The following is a 23,786-nucleotide window of genomic DNA, read 5'->3' on the forward strand; positions in this document are numbered from 1 at the left end:
CAGGGGCGCGAGTTTCATGTTCTTTCTGAAGAATTGCGAATGTGTGAGTTTGATATTCTGAAAAATAATAATGCGCTTATCGCAGATTTTGCGGTAAGCGCACTTTTTGTGTTCTCAAATTGTCAGGGCTGGAAACTTGCGTGTAATGCAAACTAACATCAGCAAAACACACTCGTTCCAATGCCAACAATTATGAATTGTGAATTATGAATTATGAATTAGCAAATGCGTGGCAGGAGTTCGCCGCCGGGCTGAGGGAGCATTGTCTGGGCACCTATCTCGGTCTCCATTACTACTCTGCCTGCGTTTTCGGCAGTTATCTCGCCGATGATAGCCGCATTCTTGGAATACTTGCCCTCACGTAGCTTTTCAACCAGTGCAGGAGCCTTGTCCTTGGGCGCGATTATCACAAGTCTGCCTTCACAAGCGAGGTACAAGGGTTCAAGACCCAGCATACCGCAAACGCCCTTAACAGCGGGGTCAACAGGTATATCAGCCGCATTCAGGCGCACGCCTACGTTACTCTGCTCTGCAATCTCGTACAGCACAGTGCCAACGCCTCCGCGGGTAGCATCACGTATGGTGTGGATATCGTTGGTAACGGTATACAGGCTTTCAACCGTGCCCCAGAGAGGTGCGCAGTCGCTGTCCACATCTGCATCGATGCCGTATTCATCACGAGCAAGCAGTATGGTACAGCCGTGTCTGCCCACATCGCCCGTAACGATAACTGCATCGCCGGGCTTTGCGTATGTGCCCGAGGTATCAGCGTTATCCATGATTTTGCCGATGCCTGTGGTTGTGATGAATATCTTATCCACCTGACCCTTGCCTGCAACCTTGGTATCGCCTGCAACTATCTTAACACCTGCTTCTGCCGCAGTTTTCTCCATTGAAGCCGCTATTTCTTCCAGCTTATCAAGGGGGAAACCTTCCTCGATGACGAAAGCACAGGTGAGGTACAGAGGCTTTGCGCCCATGCAGGAAAGGTCGTTTACAGTTCCGCATATGCTCAGCTTGCCGATATTTCCGCCGTTGAATTCAAAAGGCGAAACTATAAAACCGTCGGTAGACATAGCAAGTCTGCCGTCACCTATGTTGAGCACAGCCGCATCATCAGCTGTGAATTGAGGATTTGAAAAATGCGCCTTGAAAACTCTGTCGATAAGCTCCGAGGTCTGCTTTCCGCCCGCACCGTGGGCAAGTGTTACTGTTTTATCTGACATATTAGTATTACTCCTTTGTGCGCTTTTCAGCGCTGAATTTATCGAATCTTTCTCGGGTATCAAACTCCGCCGTACTGATAGTAAGCCGCACAGGCGCCCTCATCGGATACCATGCAGGCACCCACGGGGTGTTCGGGGGTGCATACCTTACCGAATACCTTGCAGTCGCAGGGCTTGCACTTGCCCTGAAGAACATCTCCGCAGCGGCAGGCAGGATTCGGTCTGCCCTTTATCTCCGGCATATCGTACTTCTTTCTGGCATCGAAATCTGCATACTCATCACGCAGTTTCATGCCCGACATTGGTATAACTCCCAGACCTCGCCACTCGGTATCACAGGGCTCCATGACCTTTTCTATCAGCTTCTGTGCAGGGGGATTACCCTCGGGCTTTACAACGCGGGGATAGCAGTTAACAAAGAAAGGCTCGTCCTTTTCGGCATTTTTAAGTATCACCGCAAGGGCTGTCAGAAGTTCGCTTGCCGTAAAGCCCGCAATTACGCCCGATACACCCTTTTCTTTAAGGTCCTCGCATATAGCCGTACCGGTTATGGCATTTACGTGACCCGGATACAGGAATGCATCCGCACTGCCCACTAATGCCGCATAAGCATTAGGCATGGTCTTGTTTGCAGTCAGCAGAGAGAAGTTTTTGAGTCCCTCTTTCTTTGCTGTTTCTGCCGCAAGACAGGCAGAGGGAGTAGTGGTTTCAAATCCCACCGCCAGAAATACTATCTGTTCATCGGGATTCTGCCTTGCCATCTCAACAGCATCAAGTGGCGAATATACAGGGCGCACCACAGCACCCTTAGCTCTTGCACCCGCAAGAGACATCTCCGTTCCGGGAACGCGTATCAGGTCGCCGAAAGTAGTTATAACACAGCCTTTTTCCAGCGCCAGCCAGATAGCTTCATCAATAAAGCCCACAGGCGTTACGCACACGGGACATCCCGGACCTGATATAAGCTCAACATTATCGGGCAGCAGCTTGCGCAGACCTATCCTGAATATCTCGTGGGTGTGTGTTCCGCAGACTTCCATTATGCGCAGAGGTCTGCCATTGTAGTTAGTTATTATATCACGCGCTTTTTTAGCCTGTTCGTTCACAGCAGACCCTCCATTACATCAAAAGCCTCTTCCTCGTCGCTTTCGGTTATCTTCGCGATAGCCACACCTGCGTGTACCATCACATAATCGCCGGGCTCAAGGTCTTCCAGCAGATCAGCGCTTACCTCACGCTTGGCGCCGTTGGCGTCGATGAGTGCAGTGCCGTCCTTAACGTTTACTACCTTTGCAGATAATCCAACACACATATTCTTATCCTCCTGTTCTTACCGTGGGGGATATCCCCCATCTATAAAATATTGACTTAATTAGTTTTCCTTATAATGTATACCGTAAGCCGCCTGTCCCAGCGCGATGCCGCCGTCGTTGGGCGGTATCAGGCTGTGCAGAAGAACTTTGAAACCATTTGCGGTCAGTCTTTCATAACACAGTTTAGTCAGCAGTCTGTTCTGGAAAACTCCGCCGCTGAGTGCGACTGTATCAAGCCCATTATCCTCACCGATCTTTTTGCAGGCTTCCGTTACCATGTCGGCAAGCACCGCATGGAAGGTATACGCCAGCACATCTGTCTGACAGCAGGCAAGCTTTCGTTCAGCGATATCCGCCGCCAGCGCCATTGTACACAGTGTAACAAATCCGTCCTGATATTTTATCAGCTTCTCGGGTGTTCGGTAGTTCTCCGATATCTCATGGTGCTTCGCCAGACATCTCTCCGCTTCGCACATCAGTGCGACAGATGCTTCACCCTCAAAGGTGGATACTTTCTTTATGCCCAGTATAGCTGACACCGCGTCAAACAGCCTTCCGCAGCTTGTGGACTTCACGGAGTTCAGCTCCTTTTCAGCCATCGCTTTCTGAAGCTTATACTCTATGCTGTCGCATATGCCCAGCCGCTGACACAGCACCTCGCCCCCATCACCAAAAGCATCTCTTATGAGTGCCGAAGCGATTCTCCAGCCCTCTTTTGATGACAGGTCGCCACCTGTCTGCATAAAGGGACGTATACTGCCGACTCTCTCATAACCGTGATAGTCGCAGACCATCAGCTCGCCGCCCCAGATAGTGCCATCGTCACCGTAGCCCGTGCCATCAAAGCTCACGCCTATCACCTTTCCGTCAAAGCCGTTTTCAGCCATGCAGGAAAGGATATGCGCATAGTGATGCTGTACCTTTATCAGCGGTATGCCCCGCTTTTTCGCGATATCCTCAGCCACACGCACAGTGTTGTACTTCGGGTGAGTATCACATACCACCATCTGCGGCTCTGCTTCAAGAAGTCCGCACATTCTCTCGGTGCTTTCTTCAAGCGCCTTGACGGTGCGTATATCCGCCATATCCCCCACATAGGGTGATGGATAGAGCAGGTCGCCCCTTGCTATGCAAAAGCTGTTTTTCAGTTCGCCGCCGATAGCCAGTACCTGTCTGCCGGACTTGTTTTTCAGCATAACAGGCAAAGGCGCAAAACCTCTTGAACGCCTTATCATGTAAGGCTTGTCGAAAAGCCAGTCGCATACGCTGTCGTCCGCACGCAGAAGTATCTTCCTGTTGTGGGAAAGCATAAGGTCGCAGAAGCCACCAATCTCTTTAAGTGCATCCTCGTCACATCGGCATATCGGTGCGCCGCGGACGTTTCCGCTGGTCATCACAAGACAATCCGTCATCTCGATACCGTCGGGATAGTCAAACAAAAGCATCTGCACAGGGGCATATGGCAGCATAACCCCGACAGTGGTGTTGTCGGGCGCTATCTTCTCGCTGAGAGTGCAGCAGCTGCGCTTTTTCAGAAGCATTATGGGCTTCTGCCAGCCTGTCAGGTACTCTTCCTGACCGTCCCTGATATGGCACTGCCTGCGCACTGCGTCCATGTCCCTCATCATTACTGCAAAAGGCTTTGCGGGACGGCTTTTCAGTTCACGCAGACGCGCAACAGCTTCTTCATTCCTGGCATCACAGCACAGGTGAAAACCGCCTATGCCCTTAACCGCCGCGATCTTGCCGTCCATTATAGCCCGTCTGAGGAAAGTTATAGCCTCGCCGCCCTTTATGTCCGTTCCCACGATGTAGACCTCGGGTCCGCAGTCGTTGCAGCATACAGGCTGAGCATCATAGCGGCGTGTAGCAGGGTCGTGATATTCTGCCGCACACTTTTCGCACATGGGGTGCTCTTTCATCGTGGTGCGCTCGCGGTCATAAGGCATTGTCTCAAGGATAGTCAGCCTTGGTCCGCACTGAGTACAGTTTATAAAGGGGTGAAGATATCTCCTGTCCGTTTTATCGAACAGTTCAGCACGGCACTTCGGGCAGGTAGCTATATCGGGAGAAACGAATATATCTCCAAGTTCCTTTTCGCTCTCGATTATCTCAAAGCCCGAAAATTCGGTGTATTCCGCATCAGTGACCTCTACTTCCAGCACCATAGCGCGTTCAGGCGGAGAATTCTTTATCCTGTCAGCAAAGGCGGCAAGAGCTTCATCTTCGCCGGTAGCAAATATATCCACATAAGAGCCCTTGTTTGCCACCGTTCCCGTTATGCCCAGTTCCTCGGCGGCAACAGCTGTAAAGGGTCTGAAACCCACTCCCTGCACTATGCCAAAAGCGCGTATATTGACTGTTTTTATGTTGTTCACCTTCTTACATCTCTATTTTGTAAAAGTCCTTCCCGACACCGCAAAATGCGGCAGGTCGAACCATTCTCCCTTGTGTTCGGGCAGTGCACGTTTAAGACTTATATCACCTATGATAAGATCGAATCCCTTAGCCTTTTCAGCAAAGTCCTCTTCGTCCGCGATATGGAGATCTCCCTCACGCGCGGCTTTGCTGTCAAGCATGAAGAACGTTCCGCAAACAGCATCACCGCCGATGATGTCTCTGACAGCGTTAGCCGCCATCTGCTGATGTACGATAAGCGTCCGTCCTGTAGATTTAAGAGCTTTCAGCTTCTCTATATATTCCTCGGGCAGAGGGCATCCGTGTACCTCAACATCAAGTGAGAACTTCTCTTCCAGATATTTTCCTGCTCTTATACCCGCAGGTGATATCACGAATATCTTCTCGAACCTCGATATCCTTTTTACTTCATCAAGCCCGCTGTCAAAGCCGATGCACTTTACCTCGTCAAAGCCCTCAGCCTTTATAGTGGAAACTATCCTCTCCGCCGTGATAAAGCCTGTATCGAGAGGAGTAGCGCCTATCACCGCCGCAGTGCCTTTCTCCGTTGGCAGCTTTTCCTCGGCGAACTTCTTGAAAAGCCTCAGATAGGCTTCTTCCTCGCCCCTGTCATAAAGCTTCGTTCCGTCGGTAGCCACCGTTATGCAGGGAACTCCCGTCTTTTTCTCCGCCATGCGTTCCAGTGCCTTGTAATCCGTGGCAATAACTGCGGGAACAGGTGTGCCGACTATCGCAGTGAAATCTCTTTCAAGCTGTTCCTGAGCCAGTGCCAGCTTAGCCACAAGCCTGTCATCACGGCCGAGTATAGCGTCCATATCACGAAGTCCCGCACTGAACAGCGCAGACTTTTTAGTGAACCATCTTGGCTCATCAAATCCGCATACATTACCTGCACAGCCGCCCGCATCGCATATAACGGTTATCCCGCCAAGCTCGTAAAGCACCGAGCAGGCACCCGAATCATCTGGCGCAAGAGGAGAGATATATCTCAAAAACTTTTTCATTTCGTCCCCTCCTTTTTCAGTGCCTCGTCAAGTTCTGCCATAAGGCGCTCAACGCCCTCGTAGCCGAACGGCTGTTCCTCGGTGTTGAACTGTGCGCAGGGCAGGTCGGGGTGATAGTAACCCGCGTCAACACCTATGGCAATATCGATATCCGTCTTTCTCTCGTAATTCAGCATCGTAGGTGAAAGGTTGGAGAATATGCGAGTATCGGGCGATATCTGAGCAAGCTTCTTTATAAACACGAAGTTCCTCTCGCCCACCGTGCCGTATATCTCACTGACCTTTATGCCGTACTCCGTCAGTGCCAGCGCAAGTTCAAAGCTGTCTGCATTAACGCACTCGCCCACTGCCGCAGAGATATTACCATGCTCCGCAATGAACTTCTCAACCGCCACCTTAGCACTGTCATAGTACTTTTCATCGTCAAATTCCGCACCCAGTGCCTGTCCCAGCAGACGGTACTGATTGCGTATCTTGTCAAGCCTGTACATTCTTGTCAGCTCAATGAAAGGTATCCCCAGACGCTTTTCCATATCCTGCGCCGCATACCTCGCTTCGGCATTTATCACAAGGTTGAAATTCGCCCGCGAAAGCTCGTGATATTCCTCAATAGTACTGCACCTTGCCAGCTCCCTGACTTTCTTTATGCCCGCACTGTGCAGAAGGTCATAAAGCTCGCTGTCATCGTGGACATGGCTGAAATAACCAAGTATATTACATTCGTTGGATATCCTCTTCTGAGGCTTCAGCAGTGAGTATACCGACTTTCTCACACCTGCCATCGGCGGCAGACGCTTCTCTCTCGTCAGCGCATACATATAAGCGGGAACAGTCGCCACACCTGTTTCGTCCTCGCACTTTCGGCATACTCGCTCCATATCAGTACCAAGAAGTGCATCAACACAGGTGATACATATCATCACCGCTGTGGGTGTATAGTCAAGGCTCTCACAAACTTCTTTGCAAGCCTTTGGTATCTTTGTTAAATGTCTGCCCGTAACGATATCAGTATCGTCCAGCAGAAGATAGAAAAATCTCTCGTTGTATCCCAGCTCATTCAGAAGAGCCGTGTTTCTTCCACAGCACCCGGGAGCCACCAGAAGCATCACCGAGCCCGGTATGGCAAGACCCGCTCTCTTTACGCCAAAGCCCTTAGCACCGGGAGAATTGAAGTCCAGTGTTGCAGGAGATGAGTATATCATATGCTTGTGGCTCATCAGCTCGTCGGGAGTGTTCTCAAAACCCCTCTCGGCGAGATCAGCGGCTGTTATATAGAAAGCCTCAGTCATTTGCCTCGTCCTCCGCTATCAGTTTCTTAGCCAGCTCCAGAAAACGCTGTGCAGTCTCACATTCGGGGTCGCCCTCGATGACGGTCTTACCCATATCCTCGTACTTTATTATATCCGCCGAACGCGGTATATCCGCCGCGATATCAAGCCCTGCGCTCTCCGCAAAGGCTCTGACCTTTTCTTCCTCATTCTCAACTGCACGGCGGTTCATGATTATTCCGCGAACCTTAGCATAGCTCCTGTCCTCGAAGTTTTTCACAGCCTTGTTGATATTGTTTGCCGCATACAGCGCCATCTTCTCACCCGAGGTAACGATAAGCACCTTGTCTGCATAGCCCTCTCTGATAGGCGCGGCAAAACCGCCGCATACTACGTCACCCAGAACATCGTAAAGCACCACATCGGGCTTGAACTTCTCAAAAAGCTCCAGTTCTTCCAGCAGAGAAAAAGTAGTGATTATACCTCTTCCCGCACAGCCCAGACCCGGAGTAGGGCCGCCTGTTTCTATGCAGAGTATCCCGCCGAAGCCGACCTGAGATATCTCCTCGATGGAAGTCGGTTCTTCGTCACGGTCGCGCATATAATCCATAACAGGGGTAACAGGTGTTCCGCCCAGAAGATTTATCGTAGAATCCGCCTTGGGGTCACAGCCTATCTGTATCACCCTCTTGCCCAGAGATGCGAACGCTGCCGCGAGATTAGCGGTGCAGGTAGATTTTCCTATGCCGCCCTTGCCGTATATTGCCAGTTTTACCATTTATATATCTCCTTATTGACATTGTTGATGGGGTCGCGCATATCCTTCGCGAAGCACCTGCCCGAAAATGCAAAATGAGGCATCTCTATCAGCCTGCACCCCTCGGGCAGAATGTACTTGTATAACGGGTCTGCCACAACTGTTTTTATGCCGTTATCTTTGATGTATGCCCTGATATCTTCCTCCGCATACAGCGGCAGATCCTTTTTATCGGGACTAAGCTCCGCATCGACATCGGGAGGACATATAACATCTACCGCATGGCGTGTCAGTGCCTCCCATTCAAAGGCTATCGACCCTGCAAGCACAGCCTCACCTATTACAAGACGTTCTGCTTTTTCGTCCGTGTGTTTGCCGCGGCACATGGCTGCCATTGTTCTGCTTATGCCGTCATGGATAGTTTCATACATAAAACTGAAGGCACCCGACTGGAGACTGCCCACAGGCACACCGCAAAAATATGGTATTCCGAACTCCTTTTCCATATACCTTGCCGCAGGAAGCCCGCAGTAGGATACCACAAGGTTTACTTTAGCAGAAGCCGCTCTGCGTATCTCATCAAGAGTACCGCCCATACCTATGGAGGATATGACTTTCATCTTACCCCTGTTGAAAAACTTCTTCAAGCTTTCGGCAGCGCTCGTCACACCGAAGTCAAGCGGGGTCGCACCTATGATATTTATCCCAATGCCGTCATCGTCCTTTGGCATATCATGTACGAACTCACGGACGATAGCTTCAAGCGCCATACCCGCACCGCTGATATACGAGTGGGTACCATTGGTTTCCAGCCCAAAAGTTGGTATACCTGTCCGTCCCTGAATATCCCGTGCCACAGCTTCGTAGTCGAAACCTGTCATCATGGGCATAGGCGAACCGCACAGCGCGATAAAGGCAGGTTTCCTGTCCTTTGCCGCCGATACTATATCCTGTATCAGCTTTTCGTCGTTGCCCATTATCGCATCGGTCTCTGTCAGCGCTGAGATATAGATATCCGAACGCATATCGTACCATCTTGGCTCATCATGGGTGGAATAAGTCGAATTACAGCCCGAAGCGTCATGTACCACCGTCATGCCGCCGAATTCATACAGCGCCGAACATACACCTGAGGTATCAGCCGCATAGCATGGTATTATCTTACTAACATTTTTCATATAACCATACCTCTTTCTACGTCAAATACAGCTTTCACAGCCGATACCCTTGTGAGATATCAGTGTCTGCCTGTCCTTAGGTTCAGCCGCCGCCTCTTCCATAAGACGTGCTATCTCAGCTATGCCTGTAAATCCGTAATATCCGCCGTTCTGCACTATGTTCACAAAATAGTCCGTGCTGAAATAGTGCGCCGCTTTCTGACCCACAGCTATCACCCGCTCATGCTCCTCTTCGGGAAAATGAAGCATATTCACATTCACCGCCGAGTATATCTCAATATCGGGCGATATCTCTTTCAGCGCATCAAAATCTTCCCCGTCCTCGCCGAGAACATCATTTATGATATACTTCACATTGAAGCCGTTCTCAACCAGAAGTTTCGCCAGCGAGAAAGGCTGTGTCACCGCTGTAAAATCAATAGCTATGGGAGTATCACCCACCGCCGCTTTTGCAGACCTAAGAGCCGCTTCAGCCTTCTCCTCCTCAGCCGCAAGGTCGGGACATTCCACTCCAAGAGCATCGCAAAGCTTCGTAATATTTTCCCTTATCCTAACAGCATCAAAACTGTTTGGCAGATAAAGTGCCTTAGTACCCAGCCGCTCCGAAAGCTCATTACATCCCATCGCCGCCGTAGGCAGGTATGCTATATTCACCGCCGACTTAGCCATTTCAAGGTATTCGTCATAGGTCTTACATGAGGTTATATCCCTCAGGGTGAATCCGTTATCCTTTATTATGCGCACAAGCTCGCTGTTCTCATCAGTTGCTCTGTCATTGCCGATGATATTCACCGAACGTTCGTCAACAGGCAAAGGTTTCAGCGCGTTATAAAGCTGAGCCCTCATCTTAGCATCAGGAGATACGGTCTTGCGCATGGTTGGTGTCATATAGCAGTCCGAGAAATCTATATCGGGAAATTTATCGGACAGTTCTTGTATTATGATATCAAAATCACACCCTGCAAAAAGGTGTATACAGCTGAGATACAAAAGCACAGCACGAGGTCTGTAAGGCAGTCCTTCGATTATTTCGCTTACTCCGTCCACCACATCGCTTTCCAGCGTGCCGTCGAACATATCCTGCTCCGATACCGATATCCAGCTCATGCGGTCCAGTGCGTTCATCTCCGCCGCTGTTAGTATAACGCCCCTCAGACAGCCCTGTGCACAGGCGAATATCTCGTGTGTCTCAGGTATCAGCATACCTGTGTGAACGATATTCCACACACCTCTGGCAGGCGGATTGTACTCCAGTCCACTCGTAAAGAAATCGCCACGAGGCGCATCCCCCAGCCTTACCACAGGCGGACGGTCTAACCCTGTCTTTTTAAGCATATCACTCACCTCCGCAAATAGCGTATACGCTGTCCGCTATTGCTTTAAGCTGTTTTGCGGTGTCGCTTTCGGGGGCAGAAGCCACTATCGCTTTTCCCGCTTCCTCTGCAAGAGGTATATCCTCACTTCGGTCAAGAGTACCTATCACATAAGTGTTGAAATCAGCCGCCAGCTCATCTGCCGCCTCGTCTTCATCGGGCACGCCCCTGCGGTTGAGGATTATTCCCCCAAGAGAAGCATATCCCCTGCCTTTGAAATTCTCCACAGCCATGCAGATATTTGCCGCCGCATATCTGGACATCTTCTCGCCCGAACAGACAACGAATATCTTATCAGCATAGCCCTTGCGCATGGGCATGGAAAATCCTCCGCATACCACATCGCCGAGAACGTCATATATCACCACATCGGGCTTGTATACCTCGTAAGCACCCAGTTTTTCAAGGCTTTCCAGCGCGTTGATTATACCGCGTCCCGCACAGCCCAGTCCTGGGATAGGGCCTCCCGCTTCAACACAAAGCACGCCACTCTCTGTTCTAAAGACCACTTCATCAAGGGTAAATTTGCCGTTGGTCTTTCGTGTCATATCAAGCACCGTGGGTATCCTGTCGCCGCCATGGAGAAGCGAAGTGGAATCCGCCTTAGGGTCACAGCCTATCTGCATCACCGTCAGCCCCTTAGCCGCCAGCGCCGCAGAGATATTACAGGCGATCGTAGATTTTCCTATACCGCCCTTACCGTATACAGCAAATTTTATCATACGTGGTCACCTCTTGTTACAGCCACCTCATAACCGATGGTCTTCATTCTCGCTTCAAGACAACCTCTGCACTGGGCACTTTCATCCCCTGTGCATATCTTGTTGTCATACAGCATATATTTCTTTCTCACCGCAGTGGGTGAAAGATTGGGCATTATAACATTTGCGCCCGCCTTTACACCCTCTTCCCTGCCGTTGGGACGTATCGTACCCAGCGCCGTAGTGGCAGGCAGAAGTACATCGGGCAGAAGTATCCTGCACAGACTAAGCAGGAAAAGAGTCAGTTCGTAACTGCCCTTGGGCTCGTCCTTAAAGGGTGTATCCTTGTGGGGCAGGAATGGTCCTATGCCTATCATTTCGGGCTTGAAGTTTTCAAAGAAAAGCATATCCTCAGCGATACATTCAGCCGTCTGATAGGGCGAACCCACCATTATGCCCGCACCTGTCTGATATCCCAATTCTTTCAGATATTTAAGACATTCCATGCGGTTATCCCATGACATTTCCGCAGGGTGGAGTTTCTCATAATGCGACTTGTCAGCCGTTTCATGCCTCAGCAGATATCTGTCTGCACCCGCCTCTCTCAGCGCCTTGTATTCTTCAAAACTCAATTCTCCCAGAGAAAGGGTAACCGCACAATCGGGGTGAGCCGCCTTTATCCTGCGTACAATATCGCACAGCACATCGTTGGTATAGCTCTTGTCCTCGCCGCTCTGCAAAACAAAGGTACGGAAACCCAGTCCGTAGCCCTCGTCACAGCATTCGAGTATCTCGTCAGCCGTCAGCCGATACCGCTGAACATTGGTGTTTGAACGCCTTATGCCGCAGTAATAGCAGTCATTTTTGCATACGTTCGAGAATTCAACTATACCTCGAATGAATATCTTGTTTCCGAACCGCGAAGTGCTTATCTCCCTGGCGATATCCGCCGCATAAGCCCTGTCGTCATCGTCAAACTCCGATAACACGCGCACCCACTCATCTTTTTCAAGATGCTTTTCACTGTTCAGCTTATCTATAAGAGCCTTAACTATGCTCATGATCTCACCCTGTCTTTGTATTATTTATCCTGCACCGAAGCACTCAGCTTCAGGCGGAAAAGTTCCTCACTTATTTTTTCTAGCTGCTGATCTCTCCTGAACATCGGCAGCTTTGCCATATAGTGCTGATATATCCCCGTTTCGTCAGCGACTTCCGCACAGGCATAGTAAGAGCCGTGCCTTCCGTATGAAACATATTTCGCGTATACTCTGCTGATATTCTCCAGACGGCACATCGCCCTGCCCGCGGTGAAAAGATATCTTCCTCCGCTGACCGTATCCGTGCCCACAACAGGTGTCGCCCTCATAAGGTCGTTATAGACCGCTTCCAGTCCGTCGTTCCTGATTATATTGTTCACACGCTCGACCTCGGGGAAATAGTTGTTACGTCTTCTGTACCATGCCACTGCCGCCCCGCCTATTAGCAGCGCGGAATTTACGGCTCCGAGGATCACGTGCGATCTACCGCCTAAAACAACGCACAAAACCAATATCAGTACAGCCAGAAGCAGGCAGAATATCACCGCCATATTTCTCTTGTCGTTTACTGCTTTCCTGCTGAATCTCCGCGAAAGGCTCAGAAAATCATCTATGCTCTCATACATACGGCACTCCGCCTCGTTCAGCCCGTCATAAAAATTTACTTTGTCTTTCATTACGTTCACCGTGACTGTTTCAGATCCTGTCTTCCAGTTTTTTCAGCCTGTATCTCTTTTCTTCGATTGGCTGTACCAGTTCCTCGAACATCTGCTGACGTTTGTTCCTTGTTATCCCGCTCAAAGGCTTTATGTCGATACTCAGTCTGCCTATATCGTCAAAGACCTCTACCGCCGCATAATACGACGTTCCGTCGTCAGAAGACTCCACGCGGATATAAGTCCGCTCTATATCCCTTATCCGAAGAACTACCCTGTTTTTCTTAAAGATATATTCGTCGCCGACGTATATAGCAGTATTACTTATGCAGTTAACGTGCATGAGGTCGTTGTATACATTTTCCAGTCCGTCAGCCTCAATAATGGTATTTGTACGCAGCACATCGGGAAACGGCGTCTTTCCGTAACTGAACGCAAAATACACTACCAGCCAGCCCGATATCAGCACCGATATAAGAAATAACAGCACCATACTGGTTGCCAGCATAAATATCAATGATGCTATCGCCCCGATAAAACCCACCACAACACCTATGATACGCTTTCGCCTGACTGCCTGCGGGCTGTATCTTTTCGACAGCGCCAGAAATTCATCTATTGCACGGTACATCTCTGCTTCCCTGCCGCCAAGGTCATAGTATGATATCTCTTCTTTTCTGTCACTCATTTTGCTATTCTCCCTTGTCAAAGGTCTATTCTTCTTCCTCTTTTCCGATCAGCTTATTTATCTCGTCGAACTGTAACTGTCTCTGAACTTTCAGCGCGCTCAGCGTCCTTATCTCCAAGGTCTCATCACCTGTTTCATCGCTGATATCCACATAGCAGAAATAAGCTATATCTTCTGCATTCTCAGAATTGTATACATAACATTTCTTGATGTCTTTCAGCCTGCACATATAATTTCCCTGCCTGAACAGGTATTTTGCACCGATGTATACATCACTTCGTTCAAGCTTTGAGCAGTGCATAAGATCGTCATAAACGGCATCTATGCCGTCAGCTCCAATGATATTCACTGTTCTTTTCAAAGCTGACATTGGCTTCGATGCATTCTTGCGGCTGAACTTTGAAGCCACCTTGTTAGCTATCGAACCGATCCCCTTTTTGCAGAACCGCTCCGTCAGCTGTAGGAATTTATCAACCTCTGTATACTTGTCGGCATTGGGCGATGTTTTGTCAAATACAAATTTATCACTCATGTCACTACCTCTACTTGATTTCGGGGATTATCTCCAGACTTCTTTTAAGTATACCGTTCATGTATGCGATGGCGATGCCGTAATTCGTAACGGGAACACCCGCTTCCTCGACCGTCATCATTCTGCTGCTCATTTCCCTTGCATTCAGCATACAGCCGCCGCAGTGTATAACAAGGGCATAGTCCGTCAGGTCATCGGGGAATTCTCTTCCCGATGAAAACTCCAGCTTAAAATCCTTGCCCGTATACTTTTTCAAAAGCTTTGGCAGCTTCACCGTACCGATATCCTCGCACTGACGGTGATGTGTGCAGCCCTCGGATATCAGTATCCTGTCGCCGTCTTTAAGACTGTCTATCGCCTTAGCACCCCGCACAGCAGGCTCAAGGAATCCCTTGTATCTCGCCATGAGTATGGAGAATGATGTCAGCTTTATATCCTCTGGGGTGTCAGCATTCGCCTTGGCGAATACCTGACTGTCAGTGATGACCACAGCAGGCTTTGGGTTCAGCTTTTCAAGAAAGCCTTTCAGCTCAGTCTCCCGACAGGTCAGCGCAGCAGAACCGTGTTCAAGCAGATCGCGTATCACCTGCTGCTGCGGAAGTATCAGCCTGCCCTTGGGCGCCGCCTTGTCGATAGGTATGCAAAGTACTGCCAGTTCACCCTCGCCGATAAGGTCGCCCACCAGCGGAACGCTCTGCTCCTTGTAATCAGTAAGCTGAGCAACTTTTTCCCTCAGCTCATGTATCATGGACTTGTTGAGGGCACTTACATATATCTCGTTCTTGTCCTCAGCCGGAATACTATCCAATAGATCGGACTTATTCTTTGCGATAACATAAGGTATGCGACGGCCCTCAAAAAGCTTTATCAGCTGTTTCTCGCTCTCATCCAGTTCTCTGGTGCAGTCGGTCACAAGTACCGCACAGTCCGTCTTATTAAGAACCTCAGAGGTCTTTTTCACTCTAAGTTCACCAAGAGCGCCCTCATCATCGTAGCCGGGAGTGTCTATTATCATTACGGGTCCCATCGGCAGAAGCTCCATCGCCTTGTATACAGGGTCGGTAGTCGTACCGGGTGTATCCGATACTATCGCCAGCTCCTGATTTGTAAAAGCGTTCACCACGCTGGATTTGCCCGCATTTCTGCGTCCGAAAAAGCCTATGTGTACCCTCTCGCCCGAGGGTGTGTCGTTAAGTCCCATAATGATCCTGCTCCTTTTTGAATACTTGTGAAAAGCATAAATAAAGCCCGTATCCTCCGTACAGAGAACACGGGCATATACGCCGATAAAGACCTGCGGATACACTTATTCCGTGAGCTCGCGCAAAACATAAAGTATTTACAGTAAGCAATATATTTCTGCATTCAGCTTTTTTTCTGTGCGCACTGAATGCCCTGAAATATGTGTCGGTTACTATAATACCCCATATTCTGCCGCGCCCCGGTATTTCCGCGGTCGCTTGTGTCTTTCTGCTTCTGCCTCAAAATCATTTTCGGCATCAGGAGGAAACTTTTTTTGTTTTTTTGATGCGTCTTTCCCGTTTTTCCCGGGTCAGACCGTCGAATATACCGTCTTCGCGGTAACACCTTTGAGCCTGCCTATCTTGCCCGCAAGAGTATTTATCTTGTCCTGAGGTGCATCGATAGCGATGCTAATGATGTTCACACCCTTAGCACGGTATGGCACTCCCATTCTGCCGAAAATGTACTCGCCAAATTCATGCAGTGTGGAGTTTATGCTTTCCACAGCGCTGCCGTCTTCAACAATGATAGAAATAACCGCTACTCTGCTTTGCATAGCCATCTTCCTTTCTATCGGTGTCAGCCACCGTGAAAAATATCCTGTTTTTTAAATTTCAGGTACCATGTCCCAAAGGGCACCGATACCTTTATAATATATTATGATTATAACACACTTAGTCTAGTTAGTCAAGTGTAACAAACACCTTTTGGGTATACTTTAACACAGTTCGATCAGCACCGTCCCTTTCAAAAAAATACAAGATTTGACAAATCTCCCACAAAGTAGTATAATAATATCTGTTTTGATAAAAGATTTAAAAAAGAGGTAAGGAAAGTTGACTGAAACAAGAGAACAAAATCCCTTAGGGTACGAGCGCATACCCGCGCTGCTGCGCAAATTCGCACTGCCAAGCGTTATCGCCATGCTGGTGAGTTCGCTGTATAACGTTATTGACCAGATATTCATAGGCAAAGGTGTGGGACAGCTGGGCAACGCCGCCACAGGCGTAGCTTTCCCGCTGACTACTATCTGTATGTCGATAACTCTCGCCATCGGTATAGGTACAGCTTCAAGATATTCGCTGTATCTCGGCAAGCGGGACGAAGAACACGCCGCCATAACAGTAGGCTGCGGTCTTTGCATGATGTTCGTATTCGGCATACTGCTGACCGTCATCACAGAGCTGAACCTAAAACCAATGCTTATGGCTTTCGGCGCAACCAAGGACGTTTACCCATACGCTTATGATTACACAAAGATAACCGCTCTGGGTATGCCTTTCATCGTTGTGATGAACGGCATGAGCAACCTCGCCCGTGCCGACGGCAGCCCTCGCTATTCCATGATAACCATGATAATCGGCGCCGTGATAAATACCATACTCGACCCCATTTTCATCTTCAAATTCGACTGGGGCGTATCGGGTGCAGCCTGGGCAACGGTCATCGGTCAGGTAGTATCGGGCATATTCGCCCTAATGTACCTTAAAAAGCTGAAGCGCATCACTCTGCGCCGCGAGCATATCAGGCTGAGCCCCCAAGAGATGCTGACCACCGCCATGATGGGCATGAGCAACGGTCTGACCCAGATAGCCCTCACCCTGGTGCAGATAGTGATGAACCGCTCCCTCACAAAATACGGCGAACTTTCACCCTACGGTGCGGATATTCCTCTGGCTGCCAGCACCATAGTCATGAAAGTCAACTCCATCGTACTCGCCATAATAATAGGAATTTTGCAGGGTATGCAGCCAATCGTCGGCTTCAATTACAGCGCAAGACAGTACGACCGCGTTAAAGCCGTTTACAAGCTGGCTATAAAGTGTGAACTGGTCATAACTATCATAGCCTTTGCTGTTTTCCAAGTTTTTCCCAAACAGGTGCTCTCACTTTTCGATTCATCCAAAGAAGAGAACACCGTACTGTATTTCGAGTTCGCAGTAAAGTTCATGCGTACTTTCCTGCTGCTCCTGCCACTCACAGGCATACAGATGATATCCTCGAACTTCTTCGCAGCCATCGGCAAGCCCATCAAAGGCGCAGTGCTCTCCCTTACAAGACAGGTGCTGTTCCTTATCCCTATGGTGCTTATACTCGCGTATTTCTTCGGACTTAACGGCATAATGGCAGCCGCTCCCCTCTCCGACCTCACAGCCTTCGTTGTGGTTATGGTATTTATAAAACAAGAAATGAAACAGATGGACTATGTCTCCTCTATCCTGAATGAGCTGAAGATGTCAAAGATGTCAAAGATATCAACATAAAACTACAGCCCCGAAGCATTACAGTGCTTCGGGGCTTTGTATTCTTATTTTACATACTCATACGTATCATTATACGTTCGTAAGATGGAAACTCCGTTTCCAGCACCAATACTGCCACAATTATCACAACAGTAAAAAACGATGAAACAATAAGCTGAACTTTTTTCAAGACGTCATAATATTTCGTATTTACAGTCAGCGAATAGATACCGCCGACAATACATAATACAGAAAGTATAATCAAAAGGAACGCACGCACAAATCCGCCGCCGGCAGACTCTCTTCCATAGCCCGGAATGACCCAGTTCAAAGCTCTGATAGCATAGTTTGTTTCCCAAAAATACAGAAGCACAAGTGGCGAAAAGAGTATAGACACTCCCCATTTCAAAAACCATTCTATTTTGTTCTTGCTCAATAAAGTAAAACCATAAAGAGCCGCAACACCCAGCAGATAAATTATCGTCACGCCAAATCCGCAAGTATCATTTATGATAGTTTCCAGAAATATAGCCGATACGTAGAGTACAGCTAATTCCGCACCAAGTATCAGATCCCTTATAACATCATTCTTATTTAAATACATTTCCCCCGACCTTTTATTTTTCCAAATTTGCCGAACCATCGGCACTCTTTTTCCATATCTTCAGCTTAACAGAAGAATATACCATAACAGGAACAGCCACCAGATCTACCGCCAGAATTATCCACTTGACCGCATCAGGAAGCTCAAACGAAGCTATATTGCTTATCACCACAACCAGCGATGCACAGCTGAGGGTCAGCAGACTTACAGCCCATATTTTTCTGAGTTTTTTCTCCATCATCCATTCCTCCGATGCTTGTAATTTTACAAACCTCACGCATTATGTCTGCTTTATCCAGTATTATACCTCATATCAATGTAAAAGTCAACAAGAACCGACCTCACCCCAGTTCTAACCTGAGCTTTTCCAAAGCCCTCTTTTCTATACGAGATACATATGATCTGGAAATCCCTAGCTTTTTCGCCGCCTCCCGCTGAGTAAGCGCAGGCTTTCCGAAAAGCCCGTACCGCATCACGATTATCTCCTTCTCACGATCATCAAGACACTTATCCAGATCAATATACATCTGCTCCGCCCTCACCATAAGCTCTATACGTTCCGCAACGTCCTCACTGTCCGTCAGTATATCCATCAGGCAAAGACTGTTACCGTCCTTGTCAGAACTGGCAGGCTCCTCTATGGAAACATCATTAGCCGTCTTTTTCAGTGACCGAAAATGCATAAGTATCTCGTTTGCTACACTCGCACTCCGGCTCTGAATGTAGCACATCAGTACCACCGCTTTCTGCACCCATAAGATACAGATGGATATTCTCGCCGTCCCACTCAACACGACGCACGAAGCAGCGTATAACATCACGCTTTTTCATAACATCTAATGTGTCAATAGTTTTAGCGAATGACGACAGCATATCCGCAAGGCTTTGATACTGCTCGTCGGTGATGTTGCTGTTTTCCATAAGCCTGCGGTGCTCGGATATCTGCCTTTCAAGCTCGGAAGTCTTAGTGTGCAGATCGTTTATTTGCGAGATGATGTCATCAGCAGCCATAGTATCGCCTGCCAAAGTCAAAGCCTTAACAAGATTTGTGCGCTCGGCTTCATACTGCTTTTTCTTTTCAGTCAGCCTGTCGATTTCTGCCTGCGAATCAGCGAATGTCTCATTCAAACTCTTCTGTGAATTTCTTAGCAGCTTCATCAACTCCGAATCGTCCTCGCCCAGGTGCTTTATCTCATCGCATATCTGACGGTCAAGCTCGTTGCCGTTAATGCGCTTATTATCACACTTGAGACCGTGACTTCTTTCTTTGAGCTCGCAAAGGTAATCATATACCTTCTCGCCCTGCTTGTTGACCCTTGATGAAAGCTTTGGGCGCATAAAGCTTCCACAGCACGCACAAAACAGCAGTCCCGACAGAAGTGCAGTATTGCTCTTGGGCTTTCGGTATGCCTTGTCCCTGTTCTTTTCAAGCAGATGCTGTACCTCTACCCAGCGCTTGCCCTCGATAATGCCCTCGTGCTTGCCAACAGCCACTATCCACTCGCTTGGAGCTTTCTGCTTCATTGACCTTCCCTTTTTCTGTATGGTCTTGTTGTACGCCATAATACCGTGAATGCCGTCAAAGTCATCGTGTGAGCCGTACAACTGCATATCTTTTTCGTTCAAATATACCCATGTATCCTCGTCAGCAATGGCATACACAGGGTTTTGCAGAATGGTCTTAATGGCAAACCTCGAAAGCGTGTTGCCCTTTTTCGATTTGAAATCATTATTGAGCAGATAGGTCTCCACCTTAGTAATAGAACGCAGTTCAACAAACTTAGTGAACACCAGCCCGACAAGCTCTGCCTCTTCGGGATTTTTCTCCAGCATTCTCGCCTTATGTATCTTGCCTTCAGCCGTCATACTGCCTACGGTCTCGGCACTCCTGTAACCCGTTGGCGGATTGCCGCCCAACCACCGTCCCGACTTGGCAAGCTCATGCATATTGTCGGTTATTCTCTCTGCAATAATATCACGCTCCAGCTGTGCAAAAACCGAGCTTATCATCATCATAGCCCTGCCCATAGGCGAGGTATCATCAATGTTGTCGCTGACCGAACGAAAACAAACGCTGTGTTCTTTCAGCTCCTCATAGGTGTTCACAAAGTCCGATGTGTTACGGCTTATCCTGTCAAGACGGTAGCAAATAACTAACTGAAACTCACCATTGCGGCAGCGCTCCATCATCTCCTGAAATTTCGGACGCTTGGTGTTGCCACCCGAAAAGCCCTCATCCTCGAACTCCACAATGTCCTCATCAACTACATCATATTTGCTTTTCAACGCCCGCCTGCATATCTCAATCTGGTTTTCAATGCTCTCACCTTTGCCGGTGAATTTGGATTTGCGGCTGTAAATTGCGTATTTTCTGTTATCAGGCATATTATTCTTCCTCTCGTTATATTTTCAATAGTTATATATCATTATGGATATTATATCATTATTATTAGCAGGCGTCAAGTGCCAGATTTAAAGACCTCTCTGAATGTCAGGAGAGGTCTTTGTGTAACCGGTCAAACTTTCCGCACCCTAAAAATTAAGACCCTGCAAGGAATCAAACATCCCTGCAGGGTCAAATTTATTCGTAAACGGTAAATGGGATACTGCAAACATGCTTTGTTTAAAGGATCAAAGTCCTTTTGAGCAGAGTTTCAGCAGTAATTTACAAATTGACAATTTCACCCGAATATGTTATGATAGTAAAAATCGTATTCGAGGAGATGACGGTATGTACGAGGGTTTTCTGCCAACAACGAAAAAAGAAATGGAAGAACTGGGCATTGAACAGTTTGATTACATTTATATAACCGGAGATGCCTATGTTGATCACCCGAGTTTCGGTGCGGCAATTGTTACACGTCTTGTGGAGGCGCTTGGCTTTACTGTGGGTATAATATCTCAGCCTGACTGGAGAACTGACAGGGATTTCAGCCGTTTCGGAAAACCTAAATACGCTTTTCTTGTGTCATCGGGAAATATCGATTCAATGGTGGCACATTATACTGCTGCAAAGAGAAAGCGTTCAGAAGATGCATACTCTCCCGGCGGTGTAGCAGGAAAGCGTCCTGATCGTGCCGTTATAGTATACTGTCAGAAACTCAGGGAATACTTCGGGGACGTACCTATTGCCATTGGAGGGCTTGAAGCCTCTTTGCGCCGTTTTGCACATTACGATTACTGGGATGATACAGTTCGTGCCTCTATCCTTGTTGACAGCGGTGCCGATATACTCATGTACGGTATGGGCGAACATCAGATAAAAGAGATATGCACACGTCTTGCCGAGGGTGAAGATATACGCAATATCCATGATGTCCGCGGTACCTGTTATCTCACAGAACCTGTAAACACTCCCATCGGTGCTGCTCAGTGTCCGTCATTTGAACAGGTACGCGACAATAAAATTCAATATGCAAAAGCAGTAAAGATACAGTACGACTGGCAGGACGAAGTCTACGGAAAAACTATAATCCAGCGCCACGGGAATATGATGCTTGTACAGAATCCTCCTGCATATAGTCTTACAACGGAAGAACTGGATTACATTTACAGTCTTCCGTACAAAAGAGCGATACATCCCAGCTACGAATCCCGGGGCGGCGTTCCGGGTATCGAAGAAGTTCGTTTTTCCATCACTCACAACCGCGGATGTTTTGGATACTGCAACTTCTGTTCCATCGCTCTTCATCAAGGACGTAGGGTCACGGTGCGAAGCGAAGAATCGGTTTTAAAGGAAGCGGAACGCATCACACAGATGCCTGATTTCAAAGGGTACATCCACGATGTTGGCGGACCGACTGCGAATTTCCGCCACACTTCATGTGAAAAGCAGCTGAGCAAAGGTCTGTGCATGGGTAAAAAATGCCTTGCTCCCACACCGTGTCCCGCACTTAAAGCAGACCATACTGAATATCTGGAAATGCTCAGAAAGATAAGAAAAATAAAAGGTATAAAAAAAGTTTTCATACGTTCAGGCATACGCTATGACTACCTGATGGAAGACAAAAATGATGAGTTCATACGTGAGCTTATCCTTCATCACGTCAGCGGTCAGTTGAAGGTCGCTCCCGAACACTGTTCGGCAGTTGTGCTGGATAAAATGGGAAAACCGCATATCGAAGCCTACAAGGCTTTCCAGAAACGGTTTTATGAGATCACCAAAGGCATGGATAAGGAGCAGTATCTTGTTCCGTACCTTATGTCATCTCATCCCGGAAGTACACTTAATGAAGCGATCGAACTTGCACTTTTCCTGAAGAATAACAAGATACGTCCCGAACAGGTGCAGGATTTTTATCCCACTCCCGGAACTATATCTACAGCTATGTTCTATTCTGAAGTTGATCCTTACACAATGGAAAAGGTATATGTTCCGAAAACGCCAAAAGAAAAAGCAATGCAGAGGGCACTGCTTCAGTATTTCCGTCCCGAGAACAGGGATATAGTTCTGGAAGCGCTGAAAAAAGCAGGCAGGAGGGATCTTATAGGTTCATCGCCTAAATGCCTTGTTGAGGATTATCCGAAGAAACACACACAGAATAAAGTCGGAAGTTCTTCAAAGAGAAAAACAGCCTCAAGGGGAAATGACCATATTGATGATCGCAGAAAAAAAGGCAGGCACACACAGCCCTCGCAGAACAGAAACGGAAACAAGAGAAACGGCGGACGCAGGTATGATCGTTGAACGACAACGACTTAGGTAACAATATCGATCCGCGCGATATTGTAAAGAAAGCAACACTTGCATGAAATATATGTACAGGTTATTGATCTCATTATGAGACGATAGAAATGCCCACGATGATACATTTTCGTATCCTCGCGGGCACTATTTTTTAGTTTTACTTTATTGTGACATTCACAGCATTTTTGATCGCATTTGCGGAATCCCAGCTGCTGTTAACTTTTGCAGCAACAGCAACTTTGTATGTCTTGCCCGGGGTCAAGTTCTTGGGAGAGGTGTAGATTGTAATACATAACGGAAGAGCACGACATTGTAAAGTGGATTATAATTTGTGATTCAGAAAAAGATGGTACAAATGATGATTAAGAGTAAGCGTATAACCCCCCGCATCATAAAAGCAAGCCAGCGAATTTGCTGAGATGTGAGCATTACAGCTTCTGTTTCACTGCGCGGCCACTGAAATCTTCCGTTGTCAAGGCGCTTGTACAGCAGCAGAAAACCATCGCCCTCTTATCCGAATATTCGGATAAGAGGGCTTATCCGCAGGTTTTGGTTATCCGAACATTTATTAGAGATAAGGCGTGTTCCTGCTGTTTAAGATAAATTCCGAAAAAAAATGTGCGGATAACAATATTTGGGTGTATCATTATCTCAGGAGGTGATACACAATGAACGAATATCGCAAAAATGTTACTATTGTTTTAAACTTTCTGAAAGGAAGGGGGTATGCGCAATCCACAGTTAAAAATCATGAACGGTTTTACACTCTGCTGGCTGACGATCTTGCGGCTAAGGATATAACCTATTCACCAGAATACGGAAAAGCTCTGTTATCCACATTACCGGGGCCTGCATG

At 48.0% G+C, this 23,786-nt stretch carries 23 protein-coding genes and 1 pseudogene; 3 read left to right on the forward strand and 21 right to left on the reverse strand.

What is annotated here, in order from left to right; genetic code table 11:
- Positions 1–218: 218 nt before the first annotated feature.
- The 16 genes from hypE to BM265_RS14470 form a co-directional block, all read right to left on the reverse strand.
- Complete coding sequence (gene hypE / locus BM265_RS14395) at positions 219–1,226, reverse strand: hydrogenase expression/formation protein HypE (RefSeq protein ID WP_074962626.1); 1,008 nt, start codon at positions 1,224–1,226, stop codon at positions 219–221.
- A gap of 59 nt (positions 1,227–1,285) precedes the next feature.
- The gene (gene hypD, locus BM265_RS14400; RefSeq protein ID WP_074962627.1) at positions 1,286–2,332 is read right to left on the reverse strand and encodes a hydrogenase formation protein HypD; all 1,047 of its coding nucleotides are present in this window, start codon (positions 2,330–2,332) and stop codon (positions 1,286–1,288) included.
- Positions 2,329–2,538 (reverse strand): HypC/HybG/HupF family hydrogenase formation chaperone, encoded by a 210-nt coding sequence (locus tag BM265_RS14405; protein ID WP_074832403.1) that lies wholly within the window; start codon positions 2,536–2,538, stop codon positions 2,329–2,331. The genes hypD and BM265_RS14405 overlap by 4 nt, the downstream gene beginning before the upstream one ends.
- Before the next feature lie 60 nt (positions 2,539–2,598).
- Positions 2,599–4,917, reverse strand: a complete 2,319-nt coding sequence (gene hypF / locus BM265_RS14410; protein ID WP_074962629.1) for a carbamoyltransferase HypF — start codon at positions 4,915–4,917, stop codon at positions 2,599–2,601.
- A 12-nt stretch (positions 4,918–4,929) separates the two neighbouring features.
- The gene (locus BM265_RS14415; protein WP_074962631.1) at positions 4,930–5,961 is read right to left on the reverse strand and encodes a nitrogenase component 1; all 1,032 of its coding nucleotides are present in this window, start codon (positions 5,959–5,961) and stop codon (positions 4,930–4,932) included.
- Positions 5,958–7,250 (reverse strand): nitrogenase component 1, encoded by a 1,293-nt coding sequence (locus BM265_RS14420; RefSeq protein WP_074962632.1) that lies wholly within the window; start codon positions 7,248–7,250, stop codon positions 5,958–5,960. Before BM265_RS14420 ends, BM265_RS14415 begins: the two co-directional genes overlap by 4 nt.
- Positions 7,243–8,007 carry a nucleotide-binding protein gene (locus BM265_RS14425; protein WP_074962634.1) on the reverse strand — a complete coding sequence of 255 codons (765 nt, stop codon included), beginning with the start codon at positions 8,005–8,007 and terminating at the stop codon, positions 7,243–7,245. The genes BM265_RS14420 and BM265_RS14425 overlap by 8 nt, the downstream gene beginning before the upstream one ends.
- Entirely contained in the window at positions 8,001–9,164 is a 1,164-nt protein-coding gene (locus BM265_RS14430; RefSeq protein ID WP_074962637.1) for a nitrogenase component 1, read from the reverse strand. Before BM265_RS14430 ends, BM265_RS14425 begins: the two co-directional genes overlap by 7 nt.
- 21 nt (positions 9,165–9,185) lie before the next feature.
- Positions 9,186–10,499 carry a nitrogenase component 1 gene (locus BM265_RS14435; RefSeq protein WP_074962639.1) on the reverse strand — a complete coding sequence of 438 codons (1,314 nt, stop codon included), beginning with the start codon at positions 10,497–10,499 and terminating at the stop codon, positions 9,186–9,188.
- A gap of 1 nt (position 10,500) precedes the next feature.
- Positions 10,501–11,259 (reverse strand): nitrogenase iron protein NifH, encoded by a 759-nt coding sequence (locus BM265_RS14440; protein WP_074962641.1) that lies wholly within the window; start codon positions 11,257–11,259, stop codon positions 10,501–10,503.
- Positions 11,256–12,299, reverse strand: coding sequence for a [FeFe] hydrogenase H-cluster radical SAM maturase HydE (gene hydE / locus BM265_RS14445; RefSeq protein WP_074962643.1), 1,044 nt, complete (start codon positions 12,297–12,299; stop codon positions 11,256–11,258). Before hydE ends, BM265_RS14440 begins: the two co-directional genes overlap by 4 nt.
- Positions 12,300–12,319: 20 nt before the next feature.
- Positions 12,320–12,955, reverse strand: coding sequence for a hypothetical protein (locus BM265_RS14450; protein WP_074962644.1), 636 nt, complete (start codon positions 12,953–12,955; stop codon positions 12,320–12,322).
- Between the two features lie 19 nt (positions 12,956–12,974).
- Entirely contained in the window at positions 12,975–13,622 is a 648-nt protein-coding gene (locus BM265_RS14455; RefSeq protein WP_074962646.1) for a magnesium transporter, read from the reverse strand.
- Between the two features lie 25 nt (positions 13,623–13,647).
- A complete protein-coding gene (locus tag BM265_RS14460; RefSeq protein WP_074962647.1) occupies positions 13,648–14,154 on the reverse strand; it encodes a hypothetical protein in 507 nt (168 codons plus the stop codon).
- Positions 14,155–14,164: 10 nt separating this feature from the next.
- Positions 14,165–15,355: a [FeFe] hydrogenase H-cluster maturation GTPase HydF gene (hydF, locus tag BM265_RS14465; RefSeq protein ID WP_074962650.1), complete on the reverse strand. Its 1,191-nt coding sequence runs from the start codon at positions 15,353–15,355 to the stop codon at positions 14,165–14,167.
- A gap of 351 nt (positions 15,356–15,706) precedes the next feature.
- Positions 15,707–15,952 carry a TM1266 family iron-only hydrogenase system putative regulator gene (locus BM265_RS14470; protein ID WP_074962652.1) on the reverse strand — a complete coding sequence of 82 codons (246 nt, stop codon included), beginning with the start codon at positions 15,950–15,952 and terminating at the stop codon, positions 15,707–15,709.
- Between the two features lie 280 nt (positions 15,953–16,232).
- On the opposite strand from BM265_RS14470, the gene BM265_RS14475 reads away from it, so the two are divergent.
- Positions 16,233–17,660, forward strand: a complete 1,428-nt coding sequence (locus BM265_RS14475; protein WP_074962654.1) for an MATE family efflux transporter — start codon at positions 16,233–16,235, stop codon at positions 17,658–17,660.
- Positions 17,661–17,709: 49 nt separating this feature from the next.
- On the opposite strand, the gene BM265_RS14480 is transcribed toward BM265_RS14475, so the two are convergent.
- The 4 genes from BM265_RS14480 to BM265_RS14495 all read right to left on the reverse strand — a co-directional run bounded on the left by BM265_RS14480 (position 17,710) and on the right by BM265_RS14495 (position 20,628).
- The gene (locus BM265_RS14480; protein ID WP_074962656.1) at positions 17,710–18,243 is read right to left on the reverse strand and encodes a hypothetical protein; all 534 of its coding nucleotides are present in this window, start codon (positions 18,241–18,243) and stop codon (positions 17,710–17,712) included.
- A gap of 13 nt (positions 18,244–18,256) precedes the next feature.
- Positions 18,257–18,481 (reverse strand): hypothetical protein, encoded by a 225-nt coding sequence (locus BM265_RS14485; RefSeq protein WP_074962658.1) that lies wholly within the window; start codon positions 18,479–18,481, stop codon positions 18,257–18,259.
- 103 nt (positions 18,482–18,584) lie between these two features.
- Positions 18,585–18,926 (reverse strand): sigma-70 family RNA polymerase sigma factor, encoded by a 342-nt coding sequence (locus tag BM265_RS14490; RefSeq protein WP_242940861.1) that lies wholly within the window; start codon positions 18,924–18,926, stop codon positions 18,585–18,587.
- A complete protein-coding gene (locus BM265_RS14495; RefSeq protein ID WP_074962662.1) occupies positions 18,895–20,628 on the reverse strand; it encodes a recombinase family protein in 1,734 nt (577 codons plus the stop codon). Before BM265_RS14495 ends, BM265_RS14490 begins: the two co-directional genes overlap by 32 nt.
- 346 nt (positions 20,629–20,974) lie before the next feature.
- On the opposite strand from BM265_RS14495, the gene BM265_RS14500 reads away from it, so the two are divergent.
- The gene (locus BM265_RS14500; RefSeq protein WP_074962664.1) at positions 20,975–22,930 is read left to right on the forward strand and encodes a YgiQ family radical SAM protein; all 1,956 of its coding nucleotides are present in this window, start codon (positions 20,975–20,977) and stop codon (positions 22,928–22,930) included.
- Between the two features lie 336 nt (positions 22,931–23,266).
- On the opposite strand, the pseudogene tnpB reads toward BM265_RS14500, so the two are convergent.
- A pseudogene (gene tnpB / locus BM265_RS21105) lies at positions 23,267–23,428 on the reverse strand (IS66 family insertion sequence element accessory protein TnpB); the annotation flags it as partial.
- A 170-nt stretch (positions 23,429–23,598) separates the two neighbouring features.
- On the opposite strand from tnpB, the gene BM265_RS14510 reads away from it, so the two are divergent.
- A partial coding sequence (locus tag BM265_RS14510; protein WP_143098738.1) for a hypothetical protein occupies positions 23,599–23,786 on the forward strand: 188 nt, incomplete at its 3' end.

This window comes from Hominimerdicola alba, assembly GCF_900112155.1.
GTDB lineage: Bacteria > Bacillota > Clostridia > Oscillospirales > Ruminococcaceae > Hominimerdicola > Hominimerdicola alba_D.

What these genes read in the sequence shown, in the direction of transcription:
- hydF (WP_074962650.1), bottom strand. Translation starts at nt 15,355, where the DNA reads ATGGGACTTAACGACACACCCTCGGGCGAGAGGGTACACATAGGCTTT.
- BM265_RS14460 (WP_074962647.1), bottom strand. Translation starts at nt 14,154, where the DNA reads ATGAGTGATAAATTTGTATTTGACAAAACATCGCCCAATGCCGACAAG.
- hypE (WP_074962626.1), bottom strand. Translation starts at nt 1,226, where the DNA reads ATGTCAGATAAAACAGTAACACTTGCCCACGGTGCGGGCGGAAAGCAG.
- BM265_RS14455 (WP_074962646.1), bottom strand. Translation starts at nt 13,622, where the DNA reads ATGAGTGACAGAAAAGAAGAGATATCATACTATGACCTTGGCGGCAGG.
- BM265_RS14425 (WP_074962634.1), bottom strand. Translation starts at nt 8,007, where the DNA reads ATGGTAAAACTGGCAATATACGGCAAGGGCGGCATAGGAAAATCTACC.
- BM265_RS14415 (WP_074962631.1), bottom strand. Translation starts at nt 5,961, where the DNA reads ATGAAAAAGTTTTTGAGATATATCTCTCCTCTTGCGCCAGATGATTCG.
- BM265_RS14495 (WP_074962662.1), bottom strand. Translation starts at nt 20,628, where the DNA reads ATGCCTGATAACAGAAAATACGCAATTTACAGCCGCAAATCCAAATTC.
- BM265_RS14440 (WP_074962641.1), bottom strand. Translation starts at nt 11,259, where the DNA reads ATGATAAAATTTGCTGTATACGGTAAGGGCGGTATAGGAAAATCTACG.
- BM265_RS14435 (WP_074962639.1), bottom strand. Translation starts at nt 10,499, where the DNA reads ATGCTTAAAAAGACAGGGTTAGACCGTCCGCCTGTGGTAAGGCTGGGG.
- BM265_RS14485 (WP_074962658.1), bottom strand. Translation starts at nt 18,481, where the DNA reads ATGGAGAAAAAACTCAGAAAAATATGGGCTGTAAGTCTGCTGACCCTC.
- hydE (WP_074962643.1), bottom strand. Translation starts at nt 12,299, where the DNA reads ATGAGCATAGTTAAGGCTCTTATAGATAAGCTGAACAGTGAAAAGCAT.
- BM265_RS14480 (WP_074962656.1), bottom strand. Translation starts at nt 18,243, where the DNA reads ATGTATTTAAATAAGAATGATGTTATAAGGGATCTGATACTTGGTGCG.
- BM265_RS14500 (WP_074962664.1), top strand. Translation starts at nt 20,975, where the DNA reads ATGTACGAGGGTTTTCTGCCAACAACGAAAAAAGAAATGGAAGAACTG.
- BM265_RS14405 (WP_074832403.1), bottom strand. Translation starts at nt 2,538, where the DNA reads ATGTGTGTTGGATTATCTGCAAAGGTAGTAAACGTTAAGGACGGCACT.
- BM265_RS14420 (WP_074962632.1), bottom strand. Translation starts at nt 7,250, where the DNA reads ATGACTGAGGCTTTCTATATAACAGCCGCTGATCTCGCCGAGAGGGGT.
- BM265_RS14470 (WP_074962652.1), bottom strand. Translation starts at nt 15,952, where the DNA reads ATGCAAAGCAGAGTAGCGGTTATTTCTATCATTGTTGAAGACGGCAGC.
- BM265_RS14490 (WP_242940861.1), bottom strand. Translation starts at nt 18,926, where the DNA reads ATGCATTTTCGGTCACTGAAAAAGACGGCTAATGATGTTTCCATAGAG.
- BM265_RS14450 (WP_074962644.1), bottom strand. Translation starts at nt 12,955, where the DNA reads ATGAAAGACAAAGTAAATTTTTATGACGGGCTGAACGAGGCGGAGTGC.
- BM265_RS14430 (WP_074962637.1), bottom strand. Translation starts at nt 9,164, where the DNA reads ATGAAAAATGTTAGTAAGATAATACCATGCTATGCGGCTGATACCTCA.